Origin of the sequence: Citrobacter sp. Ce006 (assembly GCF_030336535.1) — a bacterium.
In the GTDB taxonomy this organism is placed as follows: Bacteria; Pseudomonadota; Gammaproteobacteria; order Enterobacterales; family Enterobacteriaceae; genus Citrobacter; species Citrobacter europaeus.
The window spans coordinates 59,236-77,601 of sequence record NZ_JAOWDO010000051.1 but is presented as its reverse complement, the minus strand read 5'-3'; the positions used below and the strand labels follow the sequence as shown (position 1 = coordinate 77,601).

General features: G+C 52.9%; 19 protein-coding genes. 5 read left to right on the top strand and 14 right to left on the bottom strand.

The genetic code is table 11. The annotated features are described in order from the left end of the window. Positions 1-122: 122 nt before the first annotated feature. Positions 123-611, top strand: coding sequence for a transcription/translation regulatory transformer protein RfaH (gene rfaH, locus OGV94_RS01275; RefSeq protein WP_043019003.1), 489 nt, complete (start codon positions 123-125; stop codon positions 609-611). Between the two features lie 5 nt (positions 612-616). Here the strand turns inward: rfaH and tatD are convergent, their stop codons facing one another. The 9 genes from tatD to udp all read right to left on the bottom strand — a co-directional run bounded on the left by tatD (position 617) and on the right by udp (position 8,559). Beyond that, positions 617-1,399, bottom strand: coding sequence for a 3'-5' ssDNA/RNA exonuclease TatD (tatD, locus tag OGV94_RS01270; RefSeq protein WP_199995199.1), 783 nt, complete (start codon positions 1,397-1,399; stop codon positions 617-619). 41 nt (positions 1,400-1,440) lie between these two features. Further along, on the bottom strand, positions 1,441-2,232 hold the full coding sequence (gene tatC / locus OGV94_RS01265) for a Sec-independent protein translocase subunit TatC (RefSeq protein WP_016155142.1): 792 nt from the start codon (positions 2,230-2,232) through the stop codon (positions 1,441-1,443). Between the two features lie 2 nt (positions 2,233-2,234). Next, positions 2,235-2,783 (bottom strand): Sec-independent protein translocase protein TatB, encoded by a 549-nt coding sequence (gene tatB / locus OGV94_RS01260; protein ID WP_043019000.1) that lies wholly within the window; start codon positions 2,781-2,783, stop codon positions 2,235-2,237. 3 nt (positions 2,784-2,786) lie between these two features. Continuing rightward, positions 2,787-3,041: a Sec-independent protein translocase subunit TatA gene (tatA, locus tag OGV94_RS01255; RefSeq protein WP_003017888.1), complete on the bottom strand. Its 255-nt coding sequence runs from the start codon at positions 3,039-3,041 to the stop codon at positions 2,787-2,789. Between the two features lie 78 nt (positions 3,042-3,119). Continuing rightward, positions 3,120-4,760: a ubiquinone biosynthesis regulatory protein kinase UbiB gene (gene ubiB / locus OGV94_RS01250; protein ID WP_043018999.1), complete on the bottom strand. Its 1,641-nt coding sequence runs from the start codon at positions 4,758-4,760 to the stop codon at positions 3,120-3,122. Then, positions 4,757-5,362: a ubiquinone biosynthesis protein UbiJ gene (ubiJ, locus tag OGV94_RS01245; RefSeq protein WP_043018998.1), complete on the bottom strand. Its 606-nt coding sequence runs from the start codon at positions 5,360-5,362 to the stop codon at positions 4,757-4,759. The genes ubiB and ubiJ overlap by 4 nt, the downstream gene beginning before the upstream one ends. A gap of 13 nt (positions 5,363-5,375) precedes the next feature. After that, positions 5,376-6,131 carry a bifunctional demethylmenaquinone methyltransferase/2-methoxy-6-polyprenyl-1,4-benzoquinol methylase UbiE gene (ubiE, locus tag OGV94_RS01240; protein ID WP_003017897.1) on the bottom strand — a complete coding sequence of 252 codons (756 nt, stop codon included), beginning with the start codon at positions 6,129-6,131 and terminating at the stop codon, positions 5,376-5,378. Between the two features lie 94 nt (positions 6,132-6,225). After that, positions 6,226-7,656: a DNA recombination protein RmuC gene (rmuC, locus tag OGV94_RS01235; RefSeq protein ID WP_100193790.1), complete on the bottom strand. Its 1,431-nt coding sequence runs from the start codon at positions 7,654-7,656 to the stop codon at positions 6,226-6,228. A gap of 141 nt (positions 7,657-7,797) precedes the next feature. Continuing rightward, positions 7,798-8,559, bottom strand: coding sequence for a uridine phosphorylase (gene udp, locus OGV94_RS01230; RefSeq protein WP_003828923.1), 762 nt, complete (start codon positions 8,557-8,559; stop codon positions 7,798-7,800). Positions 8,560-8,824: 265 nt separating this feature from the next. On the opposite strand from udp, the gene OGV94_RS01225 reads away from it, so the two are divergent. Continuing rightward, the gene (locus OGV94_RS01225) at positions 8,825-9,631 is read left to right on the top strand and encodes a dienelactone hydrolase family protein (protein WP_199995200.1); all 807 of its coding nucleotides are present in this window, start codon (positions 8,825-8,827) and stop codon (positions 9,629-9,631) included. Between the two features lie 96 nt (positions 9,632-9,727). Here the strand turns inward: OGV94_RS01225 and metE are convergent, their stop codons facing one another. Beyond that, positions 9,728-11,989, bottom strand: coding sequence for a 5-methyltetrahydropteroyltriglutamate--homocysteine S-methyltransferase (gene metE, locus OGV94_RS01220; RefSeq protein WP_286522399.1), 2,262 nt, complete (start codon positions 11,987-11,989; stop codon positions 9,728-9,730). Positions 11,990-12,224: 235 nt separating this feature from the next. Between metE and metR the strand changes: the two genes are divergently transcribed. Then, positions 12,225-13,178 (top strand): HTH-type transcriptional regulator MetR, encoded by a 954-nt coding sequence (gene metR, locus OGV94_RS01215; protein WP_043018995.1) that lies wholly within the window; start codon positions 12,225-12,227, stop codon positions 13,176-13,178. On the opposite strand, the gene OGV94_RS01210 is transcribed toward metR, so the two are convergent. From OGV94_RS01210 to pldB, 3 genes are all read right to left on the bottom strand, one after another. Further along, positions 13,066-13,965 carry a carboxylate/amino acid/amine transporter gene (locus OGV94_RS01210; protein WP_016157852.1) on the bottom strand — a complete coding sequence of 300 codons (900 nt, stop codon included), beginning with the start codon at positions 13,963-13,965 and terminating at the stop codon, positions 13,066-13,068. The genes metR and OGV94_RS01210 overlap by 113 nt on opposite strands. 80 nt (positions 13,966-14,045) lie before the next feature. Beyond that, on the bottom strand, positions 14,046-14,846 hold the full coding sequence (gene yigL / locus OGV94_RS01205; protein WP_008787091.1) for a sugar/pyridoxal phosphate phosphatase YigL: 801 nt from the start codon (positions 14,844-14,846) through the stop codon (positions 14,046-14,048). Positions 14,847-14,861: 15 nt separating this feature from the next. Next, complete coding sequence (gene pldB / locus OGV94_RS01200) at positions 14,862-15,878, bottom strand: lysophospholipase L2 (RefSeq protein ID WP_043018994.1); 1,017 nt, start codon at positions 15,876-15,878, stop codon at positions 14,862-14,864. Between the two features lie 110 nt (positions 15,879-15,988). Between pldB and rhtB the strand changes: the two genes are divergently transcribed. Together rhtB and OGV94_RS01190 are read left to right on the top strand one after the other, a co-directional pair. Next, positions 15,989-16,609, top strand: coding sequence for a homoserine/homoserine lactone efflux protein (gene rhtB, locus OGV94_RS01195; RefSeq protein WP_003828938.1), 621 nt, complete (start codon positions 15,989-15,991; stop codon positions 16,607-16,609). Positions 16,610-16,771: 162 nt separating this feature from the next. Beyond that, a complete protein-coding gene (locus OGV94_RS01190; protein ID WP_087050437.1) occupies positions 16,772-17,656 on the top strand; it encodes an Rpn family recombination-promoting nuclease/putative transposase in 885 nt (294 codons plus the stop codon). A 38-nt stretch (positions 17,657-17,694) separates the two neighbouring features. Here the strand turns inward: OGV94_RS01190 and rhtC are convergent, their stop codons facing one another. After that, positions 17,695-18,315: a threonine export protein RhtC gene (rhtC, locus tag OGV94_RS01185; protein ID WP_087050438.1), complete on the bottom strand. Its 621-nt coding sequence runs from the start codon at positions 18,313-18,315 to the stop codon at positions 17,695-17,697. Between the last annotated feature and the right edge of the window lie 51 nt (positions 18,316-18,366).

Here is an 18,366-nt window from a genome sequence, read left to right as displayed (position 1 = left end):
GATACATATAAGCCCCGGGAGTATATACCCATTGGGTTTCAGCCTGCTTTGAGGCGGGTATAATTAACTTAACTCATGGCTTTTGCTATGCTGGCGCTCAGAACAAGCGGATAAGAGTTATTATGCAATCCTGGTATTTACTGTACTGCAAACGTGGGCAACTTCAGCGAGCCCAGGAACACCTGGAAAGGCAGGCGGTGAACTGCCTGACGCCTATGATCACCCTGGAAAAAATAGTGCGCGGTAAACGTACCACAGTCAGTGAACCACTATTCCCTAATTACATGTTTGTCGAGTTCGACCCGGAAGTGATCCACACCACCACCATCAACGCCACGCGTGGTGTCAGCCATTTCGTCCGTTTTGGCGCGACGCCTGCAACTGTCCCTTCTCCCGTTATTCACCAGCTTTCTATCTACAAGCCTGAAGGTATTGTGGATCCGCAAACGCCGCAGCCTGGGGACAGTGTGATTATCACTGAAGGGGCGTTTGAAGGGCTAAAAGCGATCTTCACCGAACCGGATGGCGAAGCGCGTTCCATGCTACTGCTTAACCTGTTGAATAAAGAGATTAAGCAGAGCGTGAAAAACACCGGTTTTCGAAAAATATAAGGCGGTTAGAAGGTCACTTCGAACAGCGTTCTGACGTTGGCATCAATGGTGGCTGACAGCCATTGAGGATCTTCCCCGCGCCAGTGGGCAATACGCTCAAGAATATGCGGCAGGTGCGCCGGTTCATTGCGTCGTGACGTCGGCTTAGGCGTTAAGTCGCGAGGGAGTAGATAAGGCGCATCGGTTTCTACCAGCAGTCGTTCTACCGGAATAAACGGCAGCAGCTCACGCAGTTCCATTCCCCGGCGCTCATCACAGACCCACCCGGTGATACCAATATAAAGCCCTCGGTCCACGCAGTCCTGCATCTCCTGGCGCGAGCCGGTGAAACAGTGCAGCACCGCGCCGGGCAGGCTGTCCAGCCACGGTTCCAGCAACGTCAGAAAACGCTCATGGGCGTCCCGACAATGCATGAAAATCGGCATCTGCAGTTCAGCAGCAATGCGCAGCTGCGCCTCAAAAGCACGTTCTTGCTCCTGCGGCGTGGAGAAATTTCGATTGAAATCCAGGCCGCACTCACCAATTGCAACCACCTTCGACTGGTTTGCCAGCGCGATAATCTCGTCTTCCGTTGAGGATTGCCATTGGCTGCTGTCATGCGGGTGCACGCCAGCCGTGGACCAGCAATGCGAATAATGCTGCGCCAGCTTTAAAGCCTGCTGACTTTCGTGCAGGTTTGTTCCGGTAAGAAGCATACCGTTTACGCCCGCAGCAAAGGCCCGCGCCACGACCTCATCCCGGTCTTTTGCAAATTGTGAACTGGTTAAATTAACGCCAATATCAAACATGCTTCCTCCCATATGACAACCGCCCTGACGGGCGGTTGAGTTTATTCTTCAGTTTTCTCGGTGGCTTCGGCTTCTTTTGCTTCTTCAGCCTCGTTGTCCTCATCTCGCGTACGTCGCTTACCGACATAGAAACGAGAGAAGAAAACCCCCACCTCGAACAGGCAGTACATCGGTATCGCCAACAGCGTTTGCGAGAAGACATCTGGCGGGGTCAGTAGCATCCCGACGACAAATGCGCCCACCACAACGTAAGGGCGTTTCTTGCGTAAATCATCAGGCGTCGTAATGCCCATCCAGCATAGCAGCACGATGGCGACCGGAACCTCAAAAGAGACACCGAAAGCCATAAACAGCGCCATTACGAAACTGAGATAGCTGGCAATGTCCGTCGATACCTGCACGCCTTGCGGAGCCGTGTTGGCCAGAAAACCAAACGCCAACGGAAAGACGACAAAATAGGCAAATGCCATGCCGATGTAGAACAACAACGAACTGGAAACCAGCAGCGGCACAACCAGTCGACGTTCATGTTTATACAAAGCAGGCGCAATAAATGCCCACACCTGGTAGAGGATCACTGGCGCTGACAGGATCAGCGACACCATGAAGGTCAACTTTATTGGGGTAAAGAACGGCGAGGCCACATCGGTGGCGATCATCGTTGCACCCTGCGGCATCTGTTTAATCAGCGGCGCCGCAACCATATGGTAAATGTCGTTGGCAAAGTAAACCAACGCCAGAAAGATCACGATTACCGCAATAATGCAGTTCAGGAGTCGCTTACGCAGTTCAATAAGATGCGTAATGAGCGGTTGGGTATCTTCTACAGCCATGTTTACGGTTTATCACTCGACGAGGGGGAGGATTCGACAACAGGTGCGGCAGCTTTCTTATCTGCATCCATTAACGTTGCGGAAGTGTTTTCCGTTGGCTCTGGCGTTTTAGCACCCGTGGATTCCGGTTTTTGCTCCGGCGAACTGGCCTGGTTTTCTGCGGCGGCAGGGGTAACCCCTTCTCGCTGCGCTTCCGCTTCTTTCACTACCGGGTTATGGATAGTGTGCGCTTCATCGCTCGCTTTCTCAGGATCGTGCACGCTGTAAGAACGCTTCATCGACTCTGCCGCTTCACGCAGCTCATCCATTGAGGCTTTCAGCTCCGGGGTCAGATTTGTCAGGCTCGCTTTCTCTACTTTCTTCAGGCTGTCCTGAAACTCCTGAAGCTTAAGCTCCTGGGTCAGTTCATTCTGAACAGTAGTCGCCAGGGAACGCAAAGCACGAACCCAGCCAGCAACCGTTTTTACCGCTACGGGTAATCGTTGCGGCCCCAGGACGATGAGGCCGATAACGAACACCAATAACAGTTCGCTAAAACCGATATCAAACACGGATTATACCTGCTCTTTATCTTGGCTTTTGGCGTCTTCCTTTTTCACTTCGCCCTGCTTATCGGTGATGGATTTAGCAGTAAAATCAGCGTCCTGGCTGGTTTTATCTTGCTTAGGCTCATCATCACCCATCGCTTTTTTAAAGCCTTTAATCGACGCGCCAAGATCGGAACCGATGGAGCCGAGTTTCTTGGTGCCAAATAGCAGTACAACGATGACGGCAATGATCAACAACTGCCAAATACTGATACCACCCATACATGTTCCTCTGTCATAGATGATGAATTAATAAGGCCGTAGTATACGTTACACGACCTGCCTTGGGCGATGAAAAATTCAGCGCATTTTGCGCCAGCCGATCAACCAGGCTAAGACGCCGCCTGCCATTAACCAACCCGGCATAAGCCCCCACTCAGGACGGCTTACCAGCAGGAATGTTCCACTTAGCAACAATGTTGCGCCAATGCCCAATAAATAACGGGATTGTCCCTGGCGTACATGATTCGCGTGAAGCTCGCGGGCAATCTTATCAACACTGTGCTGTAAATATTTGCCCTGGCGCAAACTGTCATACACCAGTTCAGGTATTTCTGGCATTTTTTCGACCCAGAACGGTGCTTTTTCTTTAAATGCTCTGACAAGCGCCGGAATACCGACCTGATCTTTGATCCAGGACTCGAGGAAAGGCTTGGCCGTTTTCCATAAATCTAACTGCGGGTAGAGCTGTCGTCCGACGCCTTCAACGTACAGCAACGTCTTCTGTAGTAAGACCAGTTGAGGCTGAACTTCCATGTTGAATCGGCGCGCAGTGTTGAACAGATTCAACAGCACATGACCAAAGGAAATCTCCGCCAGCGGTTTTTCAAAAATCGGTTCGCACACGGTACGAATGGCGAATTCAAACTCTTCTACGTTGGTATCCGGCGGAACCCAGCCAGAATCAACGTGCAGTTCAGCAACTTTGCGGTAGTCGCGGTTAAAGAACGCGATGAAGTTTTCAGCCAGGTAACGCTTATCTTCTTTGTTTAAAGACCCCACAATCCCACAATCAATACCAATGTATTTCGGGTTTTCAGGGTGCTCATAACTCACGAAAATGTTCCCAGGGTGCATGTCCGCATGGAAAAAGCTATCGCGGAATACCTGAGTAAAGAAGACCTGAACACCACGTTCAGCCAGCAGCTTCATATTGGTGCCATTCTTCTCAAGCGTGGTGACATCTGAAACGGGAATACCGTAAATGCGCTCCATCACCATCATATTCTGACTGCAATAGTCGGAGTACACTTCCGGGATGTACAGCATTGGGCTGTCTTCAAAATTACGTCGCAGTTGAATTGCGTTCGCCGACTCACGCAGCAGATTCAGCTCATCAATCAACGTTTTTTCATATTCACGGACCACTTCGGTTGGTCGCAGGCGGCGGCCATCTGGGAGCAGACGAGGAACCCAACGAGCAAGGCGGTAGATCAGTTTCAAATCTGCTTTGATTACCGGCAGTATGTCCGGGCGAATAACTTTGATCACCACCTCTTTGCCATTCGATTTCAGTCGCGCGGTGTGAACCTGAGCAATAGACGCAGATGCCAGCGGCGTGATCTCAAAATCATCAAACCATTCCTCAACGGGTAGCCCACCCATCGCCTCTTCGATTTGTTCTTTGGCTCTTTGCCCATCGAATGGGGCAACCCGATCCTGCAATAGCGCTAGCTGATCGGCGATGTGCGGAGGGAAAAGGTCACGACGGGTAGAGAGCATTTGCCCAAATTTGATCCACACCGGGCCGAGTTCCTGCAAAGCGAGCCTCAGCCTTTCTCCCAGCGGTTTGTCTTTATGTCGGTTGGGCATCCAGAACAGCGAGTAGCGCCACAACCGGATCGGCAGCGTGATACGCATTTTGGGGATGAGTTCATCAAGGCCGTAGCTTAAAAAAGTGCGTATGATGAAATAAAGGCGCCGTACTTCACCTGGCGTCATTTGGCCTCCAGTTTTTCCAGCCGTTTAGCCAGGGATTCAACCGCACGCTCAACGGCTGCCGTTTCCTCTGCAAACCATGCAACCTCAAGCGGACCCGGAGCCATACGCCACTCTTCGGTGATCGCTTCGGCAACATAGCGCTGCTGGCGCTGAATGTTATGGCGCAGGAACTTCGCTCCACCACGCAATACTTTGCTAACCCCTTCCGCAACAATATCGCCGGTATAGGGCGCTAACAGTTCTGCGGGATCAAACTCCGCCAGATCGGCCAGTGCGACAAAATTCTGCACGATCTGGATATCGCCCTGAACTTCCAGATCACCGCTGCGGATAAGCGTGGTTAGTTGCTGCCGGTCGCGTAATTTCGGTAACACGCTGGCATGTGTGATTACGGTGCAATCGGCTTCGCCTTCCCATGCCCCCAGCACATCGACCTGGCGCTCACTAAACACCAGCACTAACGGTGTTGAAAATCCTTTGAGCTCAACACGCAGAACTTTGCCCTGTAAGCGCGTTCTGGCTGACTTAAGCGCAGGAGAACGGTACAGAAAGCTGTTGAGCAAATTTTCAACGCCGGCGGTCACTAAGGGTTTTAAAGGCATCCCCAATCTCCTGTCAGAACTTGTAACCACGATGCAGCGCAACGACACCTGCCGTCAGGTTGTAATAATCAACGCTTTCGAACCCGGCATCTTGCATCATAGCTTTTAAGGTGTCCTGATCGGGATGCATGCGGATAGACTCCGCCAAATAGCGATAACTATCTGCGTCGCTTGCCACCATGGAACCAATGCGTGGCAGAACATGGAAAGAGTAGGCGTCGTAAGCTTTGCTCAGCGGTTCGATAATCGGTTTGGAGAACTCCAGCACCAGTAAGCGTCCGCCCGGTTTCAACACGCGATACATGGAGCGTAATGCTTTGTCTTTATCCGTTACGTTACGCAGACCGAAAGAGATGGTGATGCAGTCAAACGTGTTGTCAGGGAAAGGCAGTGCTTCCGCGTTCGCCTGAACGTACTCAACGTTACCCACTACGCCGATATTACGCAGCTTTTCGCGTCCCATTTTGAGCATTGAGTCATTGATATCCGCCAGCACAACTTTGCCGGTTTCGCCTACCATGCGAGAGAATTTTGCCGTCAGATCGCCGGTACCGCCCGCCAAATCGAGAACGGTTTGCCCGCGACGCACGCCACTGCAGTCAATGGTGAAGCGCTTCCACAAACGATGAATGCCAAATGACATTAAGTCATTCATAACGTCATATTTAGACGCCACAGAATGAAAAACGTGGGCCACCATGTCAGCTTTCTGCTCTTTAGCGACGGTCTGAAAGCCAAAGTGCGTCGTTTCTTGTGAATTATCCACCATCTCAGTGCCTGCTCATCCAAAAAATGTTCGAGAAGTGTAACAGATTGGGCCAATTTGCCCTACCCTTCTGCCCGGTTCAACTACCCCAAACGAACTAGTTTGATTGCTGATTTACCGCTTCATCATCAGGGTAAGGTTCATCCTGTTGCGTCTCAGGGACCGAGCGCAAGCGGTATTCTTCATCCTGCGTAGTGGCTTGTTCAGCCAGCTCAGGATTAATCTCGCGCTTAATTTCTACACCTAAACTGCGAAACGCTTCTGCCTGCGACAGGACGTTTCCACGGCCTGAAGAAAGTTTTTTCATCGCCTGTCGGTAGTTATCCTGGGCTTTATCCAGACTTTGGCCAATTGCCGACATATCATCCACAAACAATCGCATCTTGTCATAAAGTTTGCTGGCCCGATCGGCAATTTGTTGCGCATTACGACTCTGATGCTCGTAGCGCCACAGGTTGGCGATCGTGCGCAACGCCACCAACAGCGTGGTAGGGCTCACCAGCATAATGTTATTTCTAAGCGCTTCGGTAATCAGTTCGGGCTGTCTGTCGAGCGCCAGTAAAAAAGCAGGCTCAACGGGGATAAACATCAGCACATAATCAAGCGTGCGCAGCCCCGGAAGCTGCTGATAGTCTTTGCGCCCCAGCAAACGAATATGGTTTCGCACCGAGGCAATGTGCTCCTGCAACGCGCTCTCGCGGGTGTATTCATCTTCAGCGTTAAAATAGCGTTCATAGGCGACCAGCGTCATTTTCGCATCGATCACCACATCTTTACCCTGCGGTAGCCGGACGATGACATCAGGCTGCATCCGCGAACGGGCGTCGTTCTCGATACTGACCTGGGTTTCGTATTCATAGCCTTCGCGCAGACCAGAAGCCTCAAGCACCCGCGTGAGTACGACCTCACCCCAGTTGCCCTGCGTTTTGTTATCGCCTTTTAATGCCCGCGTCAGGTTTACCGCTTCCTGCGCCATCTGCGCATTCAGTTGCTGTAGATTACGAATTTCGTGCGCCAGGGTATGGCGCTCCTGCGCCTCTTTACCAAAGCTATCCTGAACCTGACGTCGAAAACCGTCCAGTTGTTCGCGAAGCGGTGCCAGCAGGCTGTTCAGACTTTGCCGGTTTTGCTCATCTACGCGACGGTTACTGTGCTCAAAAATACGGTTCGCCAGATTTTCAAACTGTTCGCTCAGCCGCTGTTCGCTGTTGATCATCTGGCGGATTTTATCTTCCGCATGCTGCTGCGTCGCTTCCAGCCGGGTGGTGACTTCACGGAGATCGGCTTCGAGAGAGGTGTTGATGCTGTGCAGGCTGCGCAATTCGTTATTGAGGAGTTCGCACTCATCACGCCAGTGAGCTTCCTGAGAAAGCTGCTGGCGGGCGGCGCTTAGCGCAATATCCATTTCACGTCGCTCTTCGATGAGGTCGGCACGGATCCTGTCGGCGTGCGCTTTTGTTGCGAGCCATCCCACCAACAACCCTGCGGCTAACGCCAGCACGGCACTCATCATAATTGAAATATCCACAACGCCCCCCTTACAGCAACGACTTACCCGCACAAAATAGAATTGTGCTGTATAAACGTCCAGTTTAAAAGGAATTTCCTGCGAGGCACTACGCAAAATAAAAAGGCCGAACGCGTCGGCCTTTTTGAATAGACGGGAGAATTACAGTAAACGACGCGCGGCTTCCACCACGATTTTCACCGCGTGGCTTTCCGTTTGTTTCATCGTTTCCGCATTAGGGATCTCTTGCTGAGTACGGTTCACGATAACACCCGCAACCATACCGGCACGCAGACCCTGGCTTGCGCACATGGTCAGCAACGTCGCAGATTCCATTTCGTAGTTCATGACGCCCATAGACTGCCACTCTTCCATTGAGCCTTTGAAACGGCTCACGACGCGACCAGAGAAGGTGTCATAACGCTCCTGTCCCGGATAGAAGGTGTCAGAAGACGCGGTAACGCCCACGTGAGTGGTAGCGCCGATAGATTTCGCTGCTTCCACCAGCGCGGTGGTGCACTCGAAGTCCGCAACGGCCGGGAATTCCATTGGCGCGAAATGCAGGCTTGCACCGTCCAGACGAACAGATGCAGTGGTAACCAGTACATCACCCACGTTGATATGCGGCTGGATAGCGCCAGTCGTACCGATACGCAGGAAGGTACGAATGCCCAGTTGTGCCAGTTCTTCTACGGCAATAGAGGTGGACGGGCCGCCGATACCGGTAGAGCACACGATCACGGCTTTACCATCCAGCTCAGCACGCCAGGTAGTGAACTCGCGATGAGATGCCAGCTTAACCGGCTTATCCATCAGCGCGGCGATCTTTTCCACACGCTCCGGGTCGCCAGGGACGATAGCAAGCGTAGCCCCTTGTAAATCGTTCTTAGTGAGGCCGAGATGAAAAACATCAGACTTAGACATAAAAACTCCTCTGTGAATCGGTTTTGTCAGAAGAAGCAAAAACACACTTTACCGAAGGCATAAACATATTTTCGTGACAGTCATCACTATGATGTAAATCAATTGCATTCAATTACCATAAAATGGTGATGCATATCACATAAATGATGCGATGTAAGGAAGCCTTGCACAAAAGATAGACCGTTTAAGGCAATGTGGTTCGTTGCATGTGTCTATAGTTAACAATGCGCTTTTTGGCTGAATATTTAAGGGTACGGAGAATACCATGACAACACGACAACCTGGCTTTGCACCTGCTGTATCTCCACCGACGTCTACCACGGTCCACACTCCGGATAACGCAATTATCGCCGGGGTAACGTCCATACCGTCACAAGGCGATGATATGCCAGCGTATCACGCACGACCAAAACAGACCGATGGCCCCCTGCCCGTGGTTATTGTCGTGCAGGAAATTTTTGGCATTCATGAACACATTCGTGACGTTTGCCGCCGTCTGGCTCTGGAAGGGTATCTGGCTATCGCACCAGAACTCTATTTTCGCGAAGGCGATCCCAATGACTTTGCCGATATCCCTACGCTACTCAGCGGTCTTGTCGCCAAAGTGCCTGACTCTCAGGTATTGGCCGATTTGGATCATGTCGCCAGTTGGGCATCGCGAAATGGAGGAGATGCCCACCAGTTGATGATCACCGGATTCTGCTGGGGTGGACGCATCACCTGGCTGTATGCCGCACATAATCCGCAGTTAAAAGCGGCGGTGGCGTGGTACGGCAAGCTGGTAGGTGATAAAACCCTCAACTCGCCGAAACATCCCGTTGATATCGCGACCGATCTTAACGCCCCCGTTCTGGGACTGTATGGCGGCCAGGACACCAGTATTCCGCAAGATACCGTTGAAACAATGCGTCAGGCGCTGCGCGCCGCCAATGCAAAAGCGGAAATCGTAGTGTATCCCGATGCCGGACATGCTTTTAACGCCGATTATCGCCCGAGCTATCACGAAGAGTCCGCGAAAGACGGCTGGCAGAGGATGCTGGAGTGGTTCGCGCAATACAGCGGGAAGAAATAAACGTTAGTTGCCCGGTGGCGGCAACACCTTACCGGGCCTACAACTGTTGCGATTTCCAATAACCCGGGCAAGCGCCAGCGCTTCCCGGGCACCGAATTACGCCTGACGCAGATTCTGCGCTGCTTTGACCATGTTAGCCAGCGCCGCCCGCGTTTCCGGCCAGCCGCGCGTTTTCAGGCCGCAATCCGGGTTCACCCACAGACGCTCAGCCGGAATACGCTGCTCGGCTTTCTTCAGCAGGGCTTCAATCCACTCCACGCTCGGGACGTTCGGCGAGTGAATATCGTATACGCCCGGCCCGATTTCGTTCGGATAGTCGAACTCTTCAAACGATTCCAGCAGTTCCATATCAGAGCGTGACGTCTCAATGGTGATCACGTCCGCGTCCAGCGCCGCAATGGAGTCCATGATGTCATTGAACTCGCAATAACACATGTGGGTGTGGATCTGGGTTTCATCCTTCGCCACCGCCGCGTTAATGCGGAAGGCTTCCACGCCCCACTCCAGATACGCTGCCCAGTCGCTGCGGCGCAGCGGCAGACCTTCGCGCAGCGCCGGTTCATCAATCTGGATGATGCCAATACCCGCCGCTTCCAAATCCGCTACCTCGTCACGCAGCGCCAGCGCAATCTGCTTAGCGATGGTTTCACGCGTCACGTCTTCACGCGGGAATGACCAGCAGAGAATGGTCACCGGACCCGTCAGCATGCCTTTTACCGGTTTGTCGGTCAGCGACTGGGCATACTTCGCCCACTCAACGGTGATCGCTTCCGGGCGGCTGACATCGCCAATCACCACCGGCGGCTTCACGCAGCGAGAGCCGTAGCTCTGCACCCAACCGTTTTGGGTAAAGACGAAACCGTCCAGGTGTTCGCCAAAGTACTCGACCATGTCGTTACGCTCGGCTTCACCGTGCACCAGCACATCGAGCCCCAAACGTTCCTGTTCAACGATCGCTTGTTTGATATGTTCTGCGATACCGGTGCGGTAGTTACCGGCATCCAGGTTGCCCTTTTTGAAGTCCAGACGCAGACCACGAATTTCGGTGGTTTGCGGGAATGAGCCGATAGTCGTGGTCGGCCATGCCGGCAGATTAAAACGGGCACGCTGTGCCTCGGCACGAACTGGATAAGCGTTGGCGCGCTGGCTGTCCTGGGCGGTGATCGCCGCCAGACGTTTTTCCACTGTGGCGTTATGTACGCGGGTAGAGTGACGACGCGCCTGGATCGGTGCGCTCCATTCCACAATTGCCGCCGTATCGCCGCTGTTCAACGCATCGCGCAGCAGCGCCAGCTCGCCACATTTTTGCAGCGCGAAGGCAAACCAGCTCTTCACTTCTGCATCAAGGCGGGTTTCCACGCTGAGATCGATTGGGCTGTGCAGCAGAGAGCAGGAGGAAGCCACCCACAGGTCACGTTTCCCGACGATATCTTTAATTTGCGCATATTTTTCGCTGAGATCGGCACGCCAGACGTTGCGACCGTTCACCAGACCCGCTGACAGCAGCCAGTCGGCAGGCAGACGTTTATGCAGCTCGGCGACATCATCTTTGCCGTGCACGAAGTCAACGTGCAGCCCCTGCACCGGCAGCGCGGTAATGGTATCCAGGTTTGGCGTTACGCCTTCGAAGTAGGTGGTCAGTAGCAGCTTCACCTGGCCTTGCAGGGCGTCATAAGCCGGTTTAAAAGCATCCAGCCACGCTTGCGGCAGCTCCAGTACCAGAGCAGGTTCATCAATCTGCACCCACTCAATACCGCGTTTCGCCAACTCAGCCAGCACCTGCTGGTAAACCGGCAGAATATCGTTCAACAGGCTCAGGCGGTCAAACTGTTCGCCCTTCACTTTCCCCAGCCACAGATAAGTTACCGGTCCCAACAGCACAGGCTTCACCTTGTGACCGAGCGCCAGCGCTTCGTCCACTTCATCCAGCAGTTGGGTCCAGGTCAGTTTGAACTGCTGACCTTTGGTGAACTCCGGCACCATGTAGTGATAGTTGGTGTTAAACCATTTGGTCATTTCTGCCGCCGCCGCGGGTTCACCCGTTGGTGCGCGGCCACGACCAATGCGGAATAAGGTGTCGATATCGACAGAGCCATCTTTATTTTGATGACGAGCCGGAACGTTGCCGAGCAACAGACTGGTGGTCAGGACGTGATCGTACCAGGCAAAATCGCCCACCGGCAGCAGGTCAACCCCCGCCTGCTTTTGCTGCTCCCAGTGGCGGGCACGCAGCTCGCGGCCAACTGTCAGCAAATCTTCACGGGAGGAATTTCCCGCCCAGTAGCTTTCTTGCGCTTTCTTCAACTCGCGACGCAGGCCAACGCGAGGGAAACCGAGGGTGTGATTCAATATTGTCATTTTTCTTCCTCTAATTATATGTAAATCCTATGGATTTTGAATTTAGGGAAGGCGGCAAGTTTACTCATCCCCAGGAGCTTACTGAAGTAAGTGACTGGGGTGGGGAAACGAAGCCAACGCACCATAAATTTAAAAGACGAAGGATTTTAGCCGTCCAGATGTTTACACATCCATAATTGGCGGTTACTGTATATTCCTCAAGCGCAATTTGTTCATGCCGAAGTGAAGGACTTTCATGATCGAGATTAAACACCTGAAAACGCTACAGGCGTTGCGGAATAGTGGTTCTCTGGCAGCCGCAGCGGCAACGTTGCATCAGACCCAATCTGCCCTTTCTCACCAGTTCAGCGATCTGGAGCAGCGCCTTGGCTTTCGACTTTTTATCCGTAAAAGCCAGCCTCTGCGCTTTACGCCGCAGGGGGAAATCCTGCTGCAGTTAGCTAATCAGGTGTTGCCGCAAATTGGTCGTGCGCTGCAGGCTTGCAACGAACCACAGCAAACCCGGCTGCGAATCGCGATTGAATGCCACAGCTGTATCCAGTGGCTGACGCCCGCGCTGGAGAATTTTCGTGCCAACTGGCCGCAGGTGGAGATGGACTTTAAATCCGGCGTAACGTTCGATCCGCAACCGGCGCTACAGCAGGACGAGCTGGATCTGGTGTTAACCTCCGACATCCTGCCGCGCAGCGGATTGCACTACTCGCCGATGTTCGATTTTGAAGTCCGTCTGATATTGGCGCCGGACCATCCGCTGGCCAACAAAACGCAAATTACGCCGGAGGATTTAGCCAGCGAGACGCTGCTTATTTACCCTGTGCAACGGAGTCGACTGGATGTCTGGCGACACTTCCTGCAGCCTGCGGGCGTGAGTCCTTCGCTAAAGAGCGTGGATAACACCCTGCTGCTGATTCAGATGGTTGCAGCCAGAATGGGTATTGCGGCTTTACCACACTGGGTGGTGGAGAGTTTTGAACGCCAGGGTCTGGTGGTGACTAAAACTCTGGGCGATGGATTGTGGAGCCGACTGTACGCCGCCGTACGTGATGGCGAGCAGCGACAGCCGGTCACAGAAGCGTTTATTCGCTCAGCGCGGAATCACGCCTGCGATCACCTGCCGTTTGTACGGAGTGCGGAACGACCCACTTTCGATGTACCCACAGTGAGGCCACTATCACAGCCGCCCCAATGATGAAGCTTGGCCAGTGAGGCTGTTGATGCCAGATAGCCAGATTAACCAACAGCCCGGCCGGCACATGCATATTGTTCATGATACCCAGCGTACCCGCATCCACCTGGGTCGCGCCATAGTTCCACATAAAGTAACCAATGCCGGACGCCGCCACGCCAAGAAATACCAGAATTCCCCACTGTAGCGTAGTTGCAGGCATTTTCTGCGCATTACCCAGCATGAACCAGGCAACTACTGCCACCATAAAGGCACCCATATAAAACCAGGCAAAGGCGTTGTGCTGCGGCATTGGCCGCGTTTCCATCAGACGTTTATAGCCCACCATACCAATGGCAAAGCTGATATTGGACAACTGCACCAGCAGCAGGCCGGTCCAGAAGTGACTGGTCACCTGATCGTAACGAATGATCCCTGCGCCAATCACCGCCAGCAACGCACTGAAGGCATAGCTCCAGCGCAGACGACGTCCACTCATCAGATCGTAAATCAGCGTAATGTAGAGCGGCGTCAGCACGGTAAAGAGCAGCAGTTCTGAAACCGTCAGGTACAGATAGGCGTGAAAACTCAGCATATACATGATACCAAGCTGCATGGCCCCCACCAGCATATACAACGCGATCGTTTTTACGCTGTGCCCACGGGTACGTAGAAACGGCAGGAACACCAGCGCCGCCAGCCCAACACGCACCAGCACCGCAAAATAGCTATCGACATGACCGGCAAGGTACTCGCCAAACAGGCTAAAGGAAAAGGCCCACAGAATTGTGGTAATGATGAGTAACGCCACAATGGATGTCTCTTAACAGAAGGTACACCCATTGTAGCGAAGTTTTTAGTTGACGACTGGTCAACTAACGAACAACAAAGTTATTGCAAAAACAGCTCACGCAGATAGTGCGGGACGGCATCGTCGGCATTAAGACCAATGACTTCCAGTTCCGGGTGCAGATCCTTCAGGCGCTGGTGGGCGTTGCCCATGATGCAGCCTTTACCTGCCATGGAGAGCATTTCCGCGTCGTTCATCCCATCGCCAAAAGCGATGCAGTCTTTCAGGCTGTAGCCCATCGCTTTCGCTACCGCTTCCAGCGCATGACCTTTCGATACGCCGCCAGCCATGACTTCCAGACAGGTAAGCGTAGAAAAGCTGACGTTGACACGATCGCCCCAGCGGGCGTTAATCGCCTGCTCCAGCGGCAGCAGCCTTTCGTGAGAATCGGTGGTGAAGAACACTTTGCTGACGCCTTCAGGCTCCAGTAACGCAGGTTCAAACAGGGAATAGTTAAACACCGCTTCTTTAAAAAAGCGCATTTCGTCCGGCCGGTGGCGGTTCATAAACCACTCATCATCGCGATAAACGTTGGTCACGATGTCCGGATTTGCATTCACTACGCCAAACAGGTCGCTGGCAATGTCGCGATCCAGATTATGCGAAAACACCAGATTCCCGTCAGAATCATGCACGCGCGCGCCGTTAGACGTGATCATGTAGGTTTTAATGCCGAGGTTATCGCGAATTTGCCCCACATCAACATGATGACGGCCTGTCGCAAACACGAAGTTAACGCCGCGAGCGGTCAATAACTTCAGCGTCTCTTTGGCATAAGGGGACAAAGTATGGTCGGGAGAAAGCAGCGTACCGTCTAAATCAGACGCAACAACCTGATACATAAGAAAATTCAACCTCTAGGCAAAGCGGGTTCCGCTGGATGAGTTATGCTTGTCGAAAAATTCGACAATAGCGTTAAGCGCGACTGAGCGCATTGCGTCCTTTTCAAAAAGGATCTCATGGTACGCGCCTTTGATGACAAGCGGCTGACCCCCTTCTACAGGATGGCCTGCTGCGGCGCGGAGTTCACAAAAACGATCGTGCATGCGGTTATCTACCACCCGCTCTTCTTCAGCCTGAATCAGCAGCGTCGGCGTCGCGTCGTCTCCTGCTCCGGCCAGAACCTGTTCGCCTGCCAGAATACCTTCACGAACCCAGTGGTATGTGGGGCCGCCAACGCGCAGTCGCGGCTCATCCGCATAGAAGCGGAGATTGCGCCGATAGCGCTGTCGACTATGCGTTAACGCATTCATACCGAATGGCAGCGCCCGCCAGCGCCCGGTTCCCATCGCATAGCCTTCTCGGATCCGCGGATGCCCTTCAGCCCAGTCCAGAATATGGCGCACCATCCAGTCGGGAAAGCGCATCACAATACCAAACATCGGCGCACAAAGCGCGATAGCATCACACTGATTCGGGTGGCGCTGCAGGAACAATGTGGCAATCGCACCGCCCATAGAATGCGCCAGTATATAGCGTTTTCTCCACGGACCGGGTAGCACTTCCTGCTGCCAGAAGGCGGTTAAATCATCGACATAGTCATTAAAGTTATCGACATGACCACGATGCGGATCCGAAAGCATACGCCCGGAACGGCCCTGCCCACGGTGATCGATAATGAGGACGTCAAAACCAGAGTGAAACAGGTCATACGCCAGTTCAGCGTATTTCACGTAGCTTTCAATGCGTCCAGGACAGACGACGATGACGCGATCGTTTTTTTCTGCATGAAAACGAACAAAATGTACGGGGATATTATCCACGCCCGTAAATTCCGCTTCTTCCCGCTGACGCCAGAAATCTGTCAGTGGCCCCATGGAAAAAGCAGCAAACGCGTTTTCTCTTGTTTCCCAGTCTTTTTGCTGCTGAAACATCGGGTATCCAGCCTCGCTGACCAAGTAAAATCGTTTTTTTCGCCGTCGCTGACACAACCTAACGGCAGTAGAGTATTGTGGCATAAAAATAGACAATCCGGGAGTTTCTCATGACCTTTGAATGGTGGTTCGCCTACCTGCTGACCTCTATTATTTTGAGCTTGTCTCCAGGCTCTGGCGCAATCAACACCATGACCACCGCCATCAGTCACGGCTATCGCGGTGCAAGCGCGTCGATTGCGGGTTTACAGACCGGGTTGGGCATTCATATCGTTCTGGTTGGCGTAGGACTGGGAACGCTATTCTCACGTTCGGTGATCGCATTTGAGGTGCTGAAGTGGGCGGGAGCGGCCTATCTGATTTGGCTGGGAATCCAGCAGTGGCGCGCGGCGGGCGCTATCGATCTGAATACCATGGCGAATACGCAATCGCGCAGCCGCCTGTTCAAACGTGCGGTCTTTGTTAATTTGACCAACCCCAAAAGCATTGTTTTTCTTGCCGCTCTGTTCCCGCAGTTTATCCTGCCGCAGGAACCGCAGCTGATGCAGTACGTGGTGCTTGGCGTTACGACCATCGTGGTCGATATCATTGTGATGATCGGTTACGCGACGCTGGCCACGCGCATTGCAGGCTGGATTAAAGGACCAAAGCAAATGAAGGCGCTCAACAAAGTGTTTGGCTCGCTATTTATGCTGATAGGCGCTCTGCTGGCATCGGCAAGGCATGCCTAGCAAATGGAACGGCGCTCGCAATGAAATGCTAACTGTAAGAGCGTCTGAACATGACAGTTCGTACTTCGCCGCAAAGGGAGAAAAGTCTTTCATTCTGCACTGTTAGACGTTGATTGCTAATGCCAGAATGCTGCCACATTCACCACTCACGGATGATGGACGATGGCGGAAGCAACGACACCACATGATTCAGTATTTAAGACCTTCCTCTCCCGCGTGGAAACCGCGCGGGACTTTATTGAACTTCATCTTCCACCCTCGTTAATCAAAATCTGCAAGCTGGAAACGCTCCGCCTGGAATCAGGCAGCTTTGTGGAGGACGATCTGCGCCCCTATTTCAGCGATATTCTCTACTCACTGGAAACCACCAGCGGGCATGGCTATGTACATGTGCTCATTGAGCATCAAAGCTCACCGGACAAACATATGTCATTTCGCCTGATGCGCTACGCCATCGCCGCGATGCAACGTCATCTTGAGGCGGGAAACGACACATTACCGCTGGTTATTCCTGTGCTCTTTTACCATGGCAAGCAAAGCCCCTGGCAAGGTTCGATGAACTGGCTGGATCACTTTGAGGATTCGGGTACCGCTCTTCAACTTTACAGCGCACCGTTCCCGTTGGTGGATGTGACGGTTATTCCAGATGATGAGATCATGCAGCATCGCAGTATGGCAGCGCTGACATTAGTACAAAAACACATTCGCCAGCGCGACATGGCGCAGCTGCTGGATAAACTTACCCGTCTGTTTATGCTGGAGAAGATGAGCGGACAACAATTAACCGTGCTGGTAAACTACATGGTGCAAGCAGGGAATACACAAGATGTTCAAACATTATTGTATAAGCTGGCACAGCGTGTGCCGCAGCATGGAGACAAACTGATGACAATGGCGGATCAACTAAAACAGATAGGCCGTGAAGAAGGGAGGCGCCTTGCCCTTACTGATGTAGCAAAAGCAATGCTCAAACGGGGTCTTGATACCGACGCAATTATGGAAATGACCGGCCTTTCGAAGGATGAGCTACAGAAACTTGCGCAATAAACCGCATTCCGCCTGGGACGCCCAGGCGGGTAACAAATTTAGCGCGAAATAATCAGATGGATACCGAAGCCTGCGAACAGCGCGCCGGCAAAGCCATCAATCCACTTCGCCAGACGCTGATAGCCGCGACGCATCTTCGGGAGTGCAAACAGGCTGGCGACCACGGTGAACCACGCCAGCGTTTCCACGATGATCAGCGCGAAAATGCCCCATCGCGCGCCTGTTCCTACGCTATCGCCAACAAACAATGAGAACACGGAGCCAAAATAGATAATGGCTTTAGGATTCGCCAGATTGGTCAGCAGACCTTTCAAAAAGCTGCGTCCGCTCTGTGCCAGCTCAACCTGTGGGGTAGGGGCCGCTACGTCCTGTTTTTTTAACGCGCCGCGCAGCATCTGGTAACCCATCCAGCACAGATACAGACCGCCGCCCACCATGATAATGGTATGCAACCAGGCCATTTTTTCGATAATCAGATGCAGGCCGAGCAGCGCCACGCCAGCCCAGACCATGACGCCACAGGTAATACCCAGCACGCCCATCATGGCTTCTTTGCGCGAACGGCTAACGGCCGTTTGAGAAACAAAGAAAAAATCGGGACCGGGACTCATCAGCGCAACGATATGCACCAACGCAACGGTGAAAAATAGCGTTAACATAAAAATGACTCGCGGGGGAATAGTTCAGTGAGTCACCATCCTGGCACTTTT

Coding starts and splice junctions, on each gene's coding strand:
- rfaH (WP_043019003.1), top strand. CDS start 123: ATGCAATCCTGGTATTTACTGTACTGCAAACGTGGGCAACTTCAGCGA.
- tatD (WP_199995199.1), bottom strand. CDS start 1,399: ATGTTTGATATTGGCGTTAATTTAACCAGTTCACAATTTGCAAAAGAC.
- tatC (WP_016155142.1), bottom strand. CDS start 2,232: ATGGCTGTAGAAGATACCCAACCGCTCATTACGCATCTTATTGAACTG.
- tatA (WP_003017888.1), bottom strand. CDS start 3,041: ATGGGTGGTATCAGTATTTGGCAGTTGTTGATCATTGCCGTCATCGTT.
- ubiB (WP_043018999.1), bottom strand. CDS start 4,760: ATGACGCCAGGTGAAGTACGGCGCCTTTATTTCATCATACGCACTTTT.
- ubiJ (WP_043018998.1), bottom strand. CDS start 5,362: ATGCCTTTAAAACCCTTAGTGACCGCCGGCGTTGAAAATTTGCTCAAC.
- ubiE (WP_003017897.1), bottom strand. CDS start 6,131: ATGGTGGATAATTCACAAGAAACGACGCACTTTGGCTTTCAGACCGTC.
- udp (WP_003828923.1), bottom strand. CDS start 8,559: ATGTCTAAGTCTGATGTTTTTCATCTCGGCCTCACTAAGAACGATTTA.
- OGV94_RS01225 (WP_199995200.1), top strand. CDS start 8,825: ATGACAACACGACAACCTGGCTTTGCACCTGCTGTATCTCCACCGACG.
- metE (WP_286522399.1), bottom strand. CDS start 11,989: ATGACAATATTGAATCACACCCTCGGTTTCCCTCGCGTTGGCCTGCGT.
- metR (WP_043018995.1), top strand. CDS start 12,225: ATGATCGAGATTAAACACCTGAAAACGCTACAGGCGTTGCGGAATAGT.
- yigL (WP_008787091.1), bottom strand. CDS start 14,846: ATGTATCAGGTTGTTGCGTCTGATTTAGACGGTACGCTGCTTTCTCCC.
- pldB (WP_043018994.1), bottom strand. CDS start 15,878: ATGTTTCAGCAGCAAAAAGACTGGGAAACAAGAGAAAACGCGTTTGCT.
- rhtB (WP_003828938.1), top strand. CDS start 15,989: ATGACCTTTGAATGGTGGTTCGCCTACCTGCTGACCTCTATTATTTTG.
- OGV94_RS01190 (WP_087050437.1), top strand. CDS start 16,772: ATGGCGGAAGCAACGACACCACATGATTCAGTATTTAAGACCTTCCTC.
- rhtC (WP_087050438.1), bottom strand. CDS start 18,315: ATGTTAACGCTATTTTTCACCGTTGCGTTGGTGCATATCGTTGCGCTG.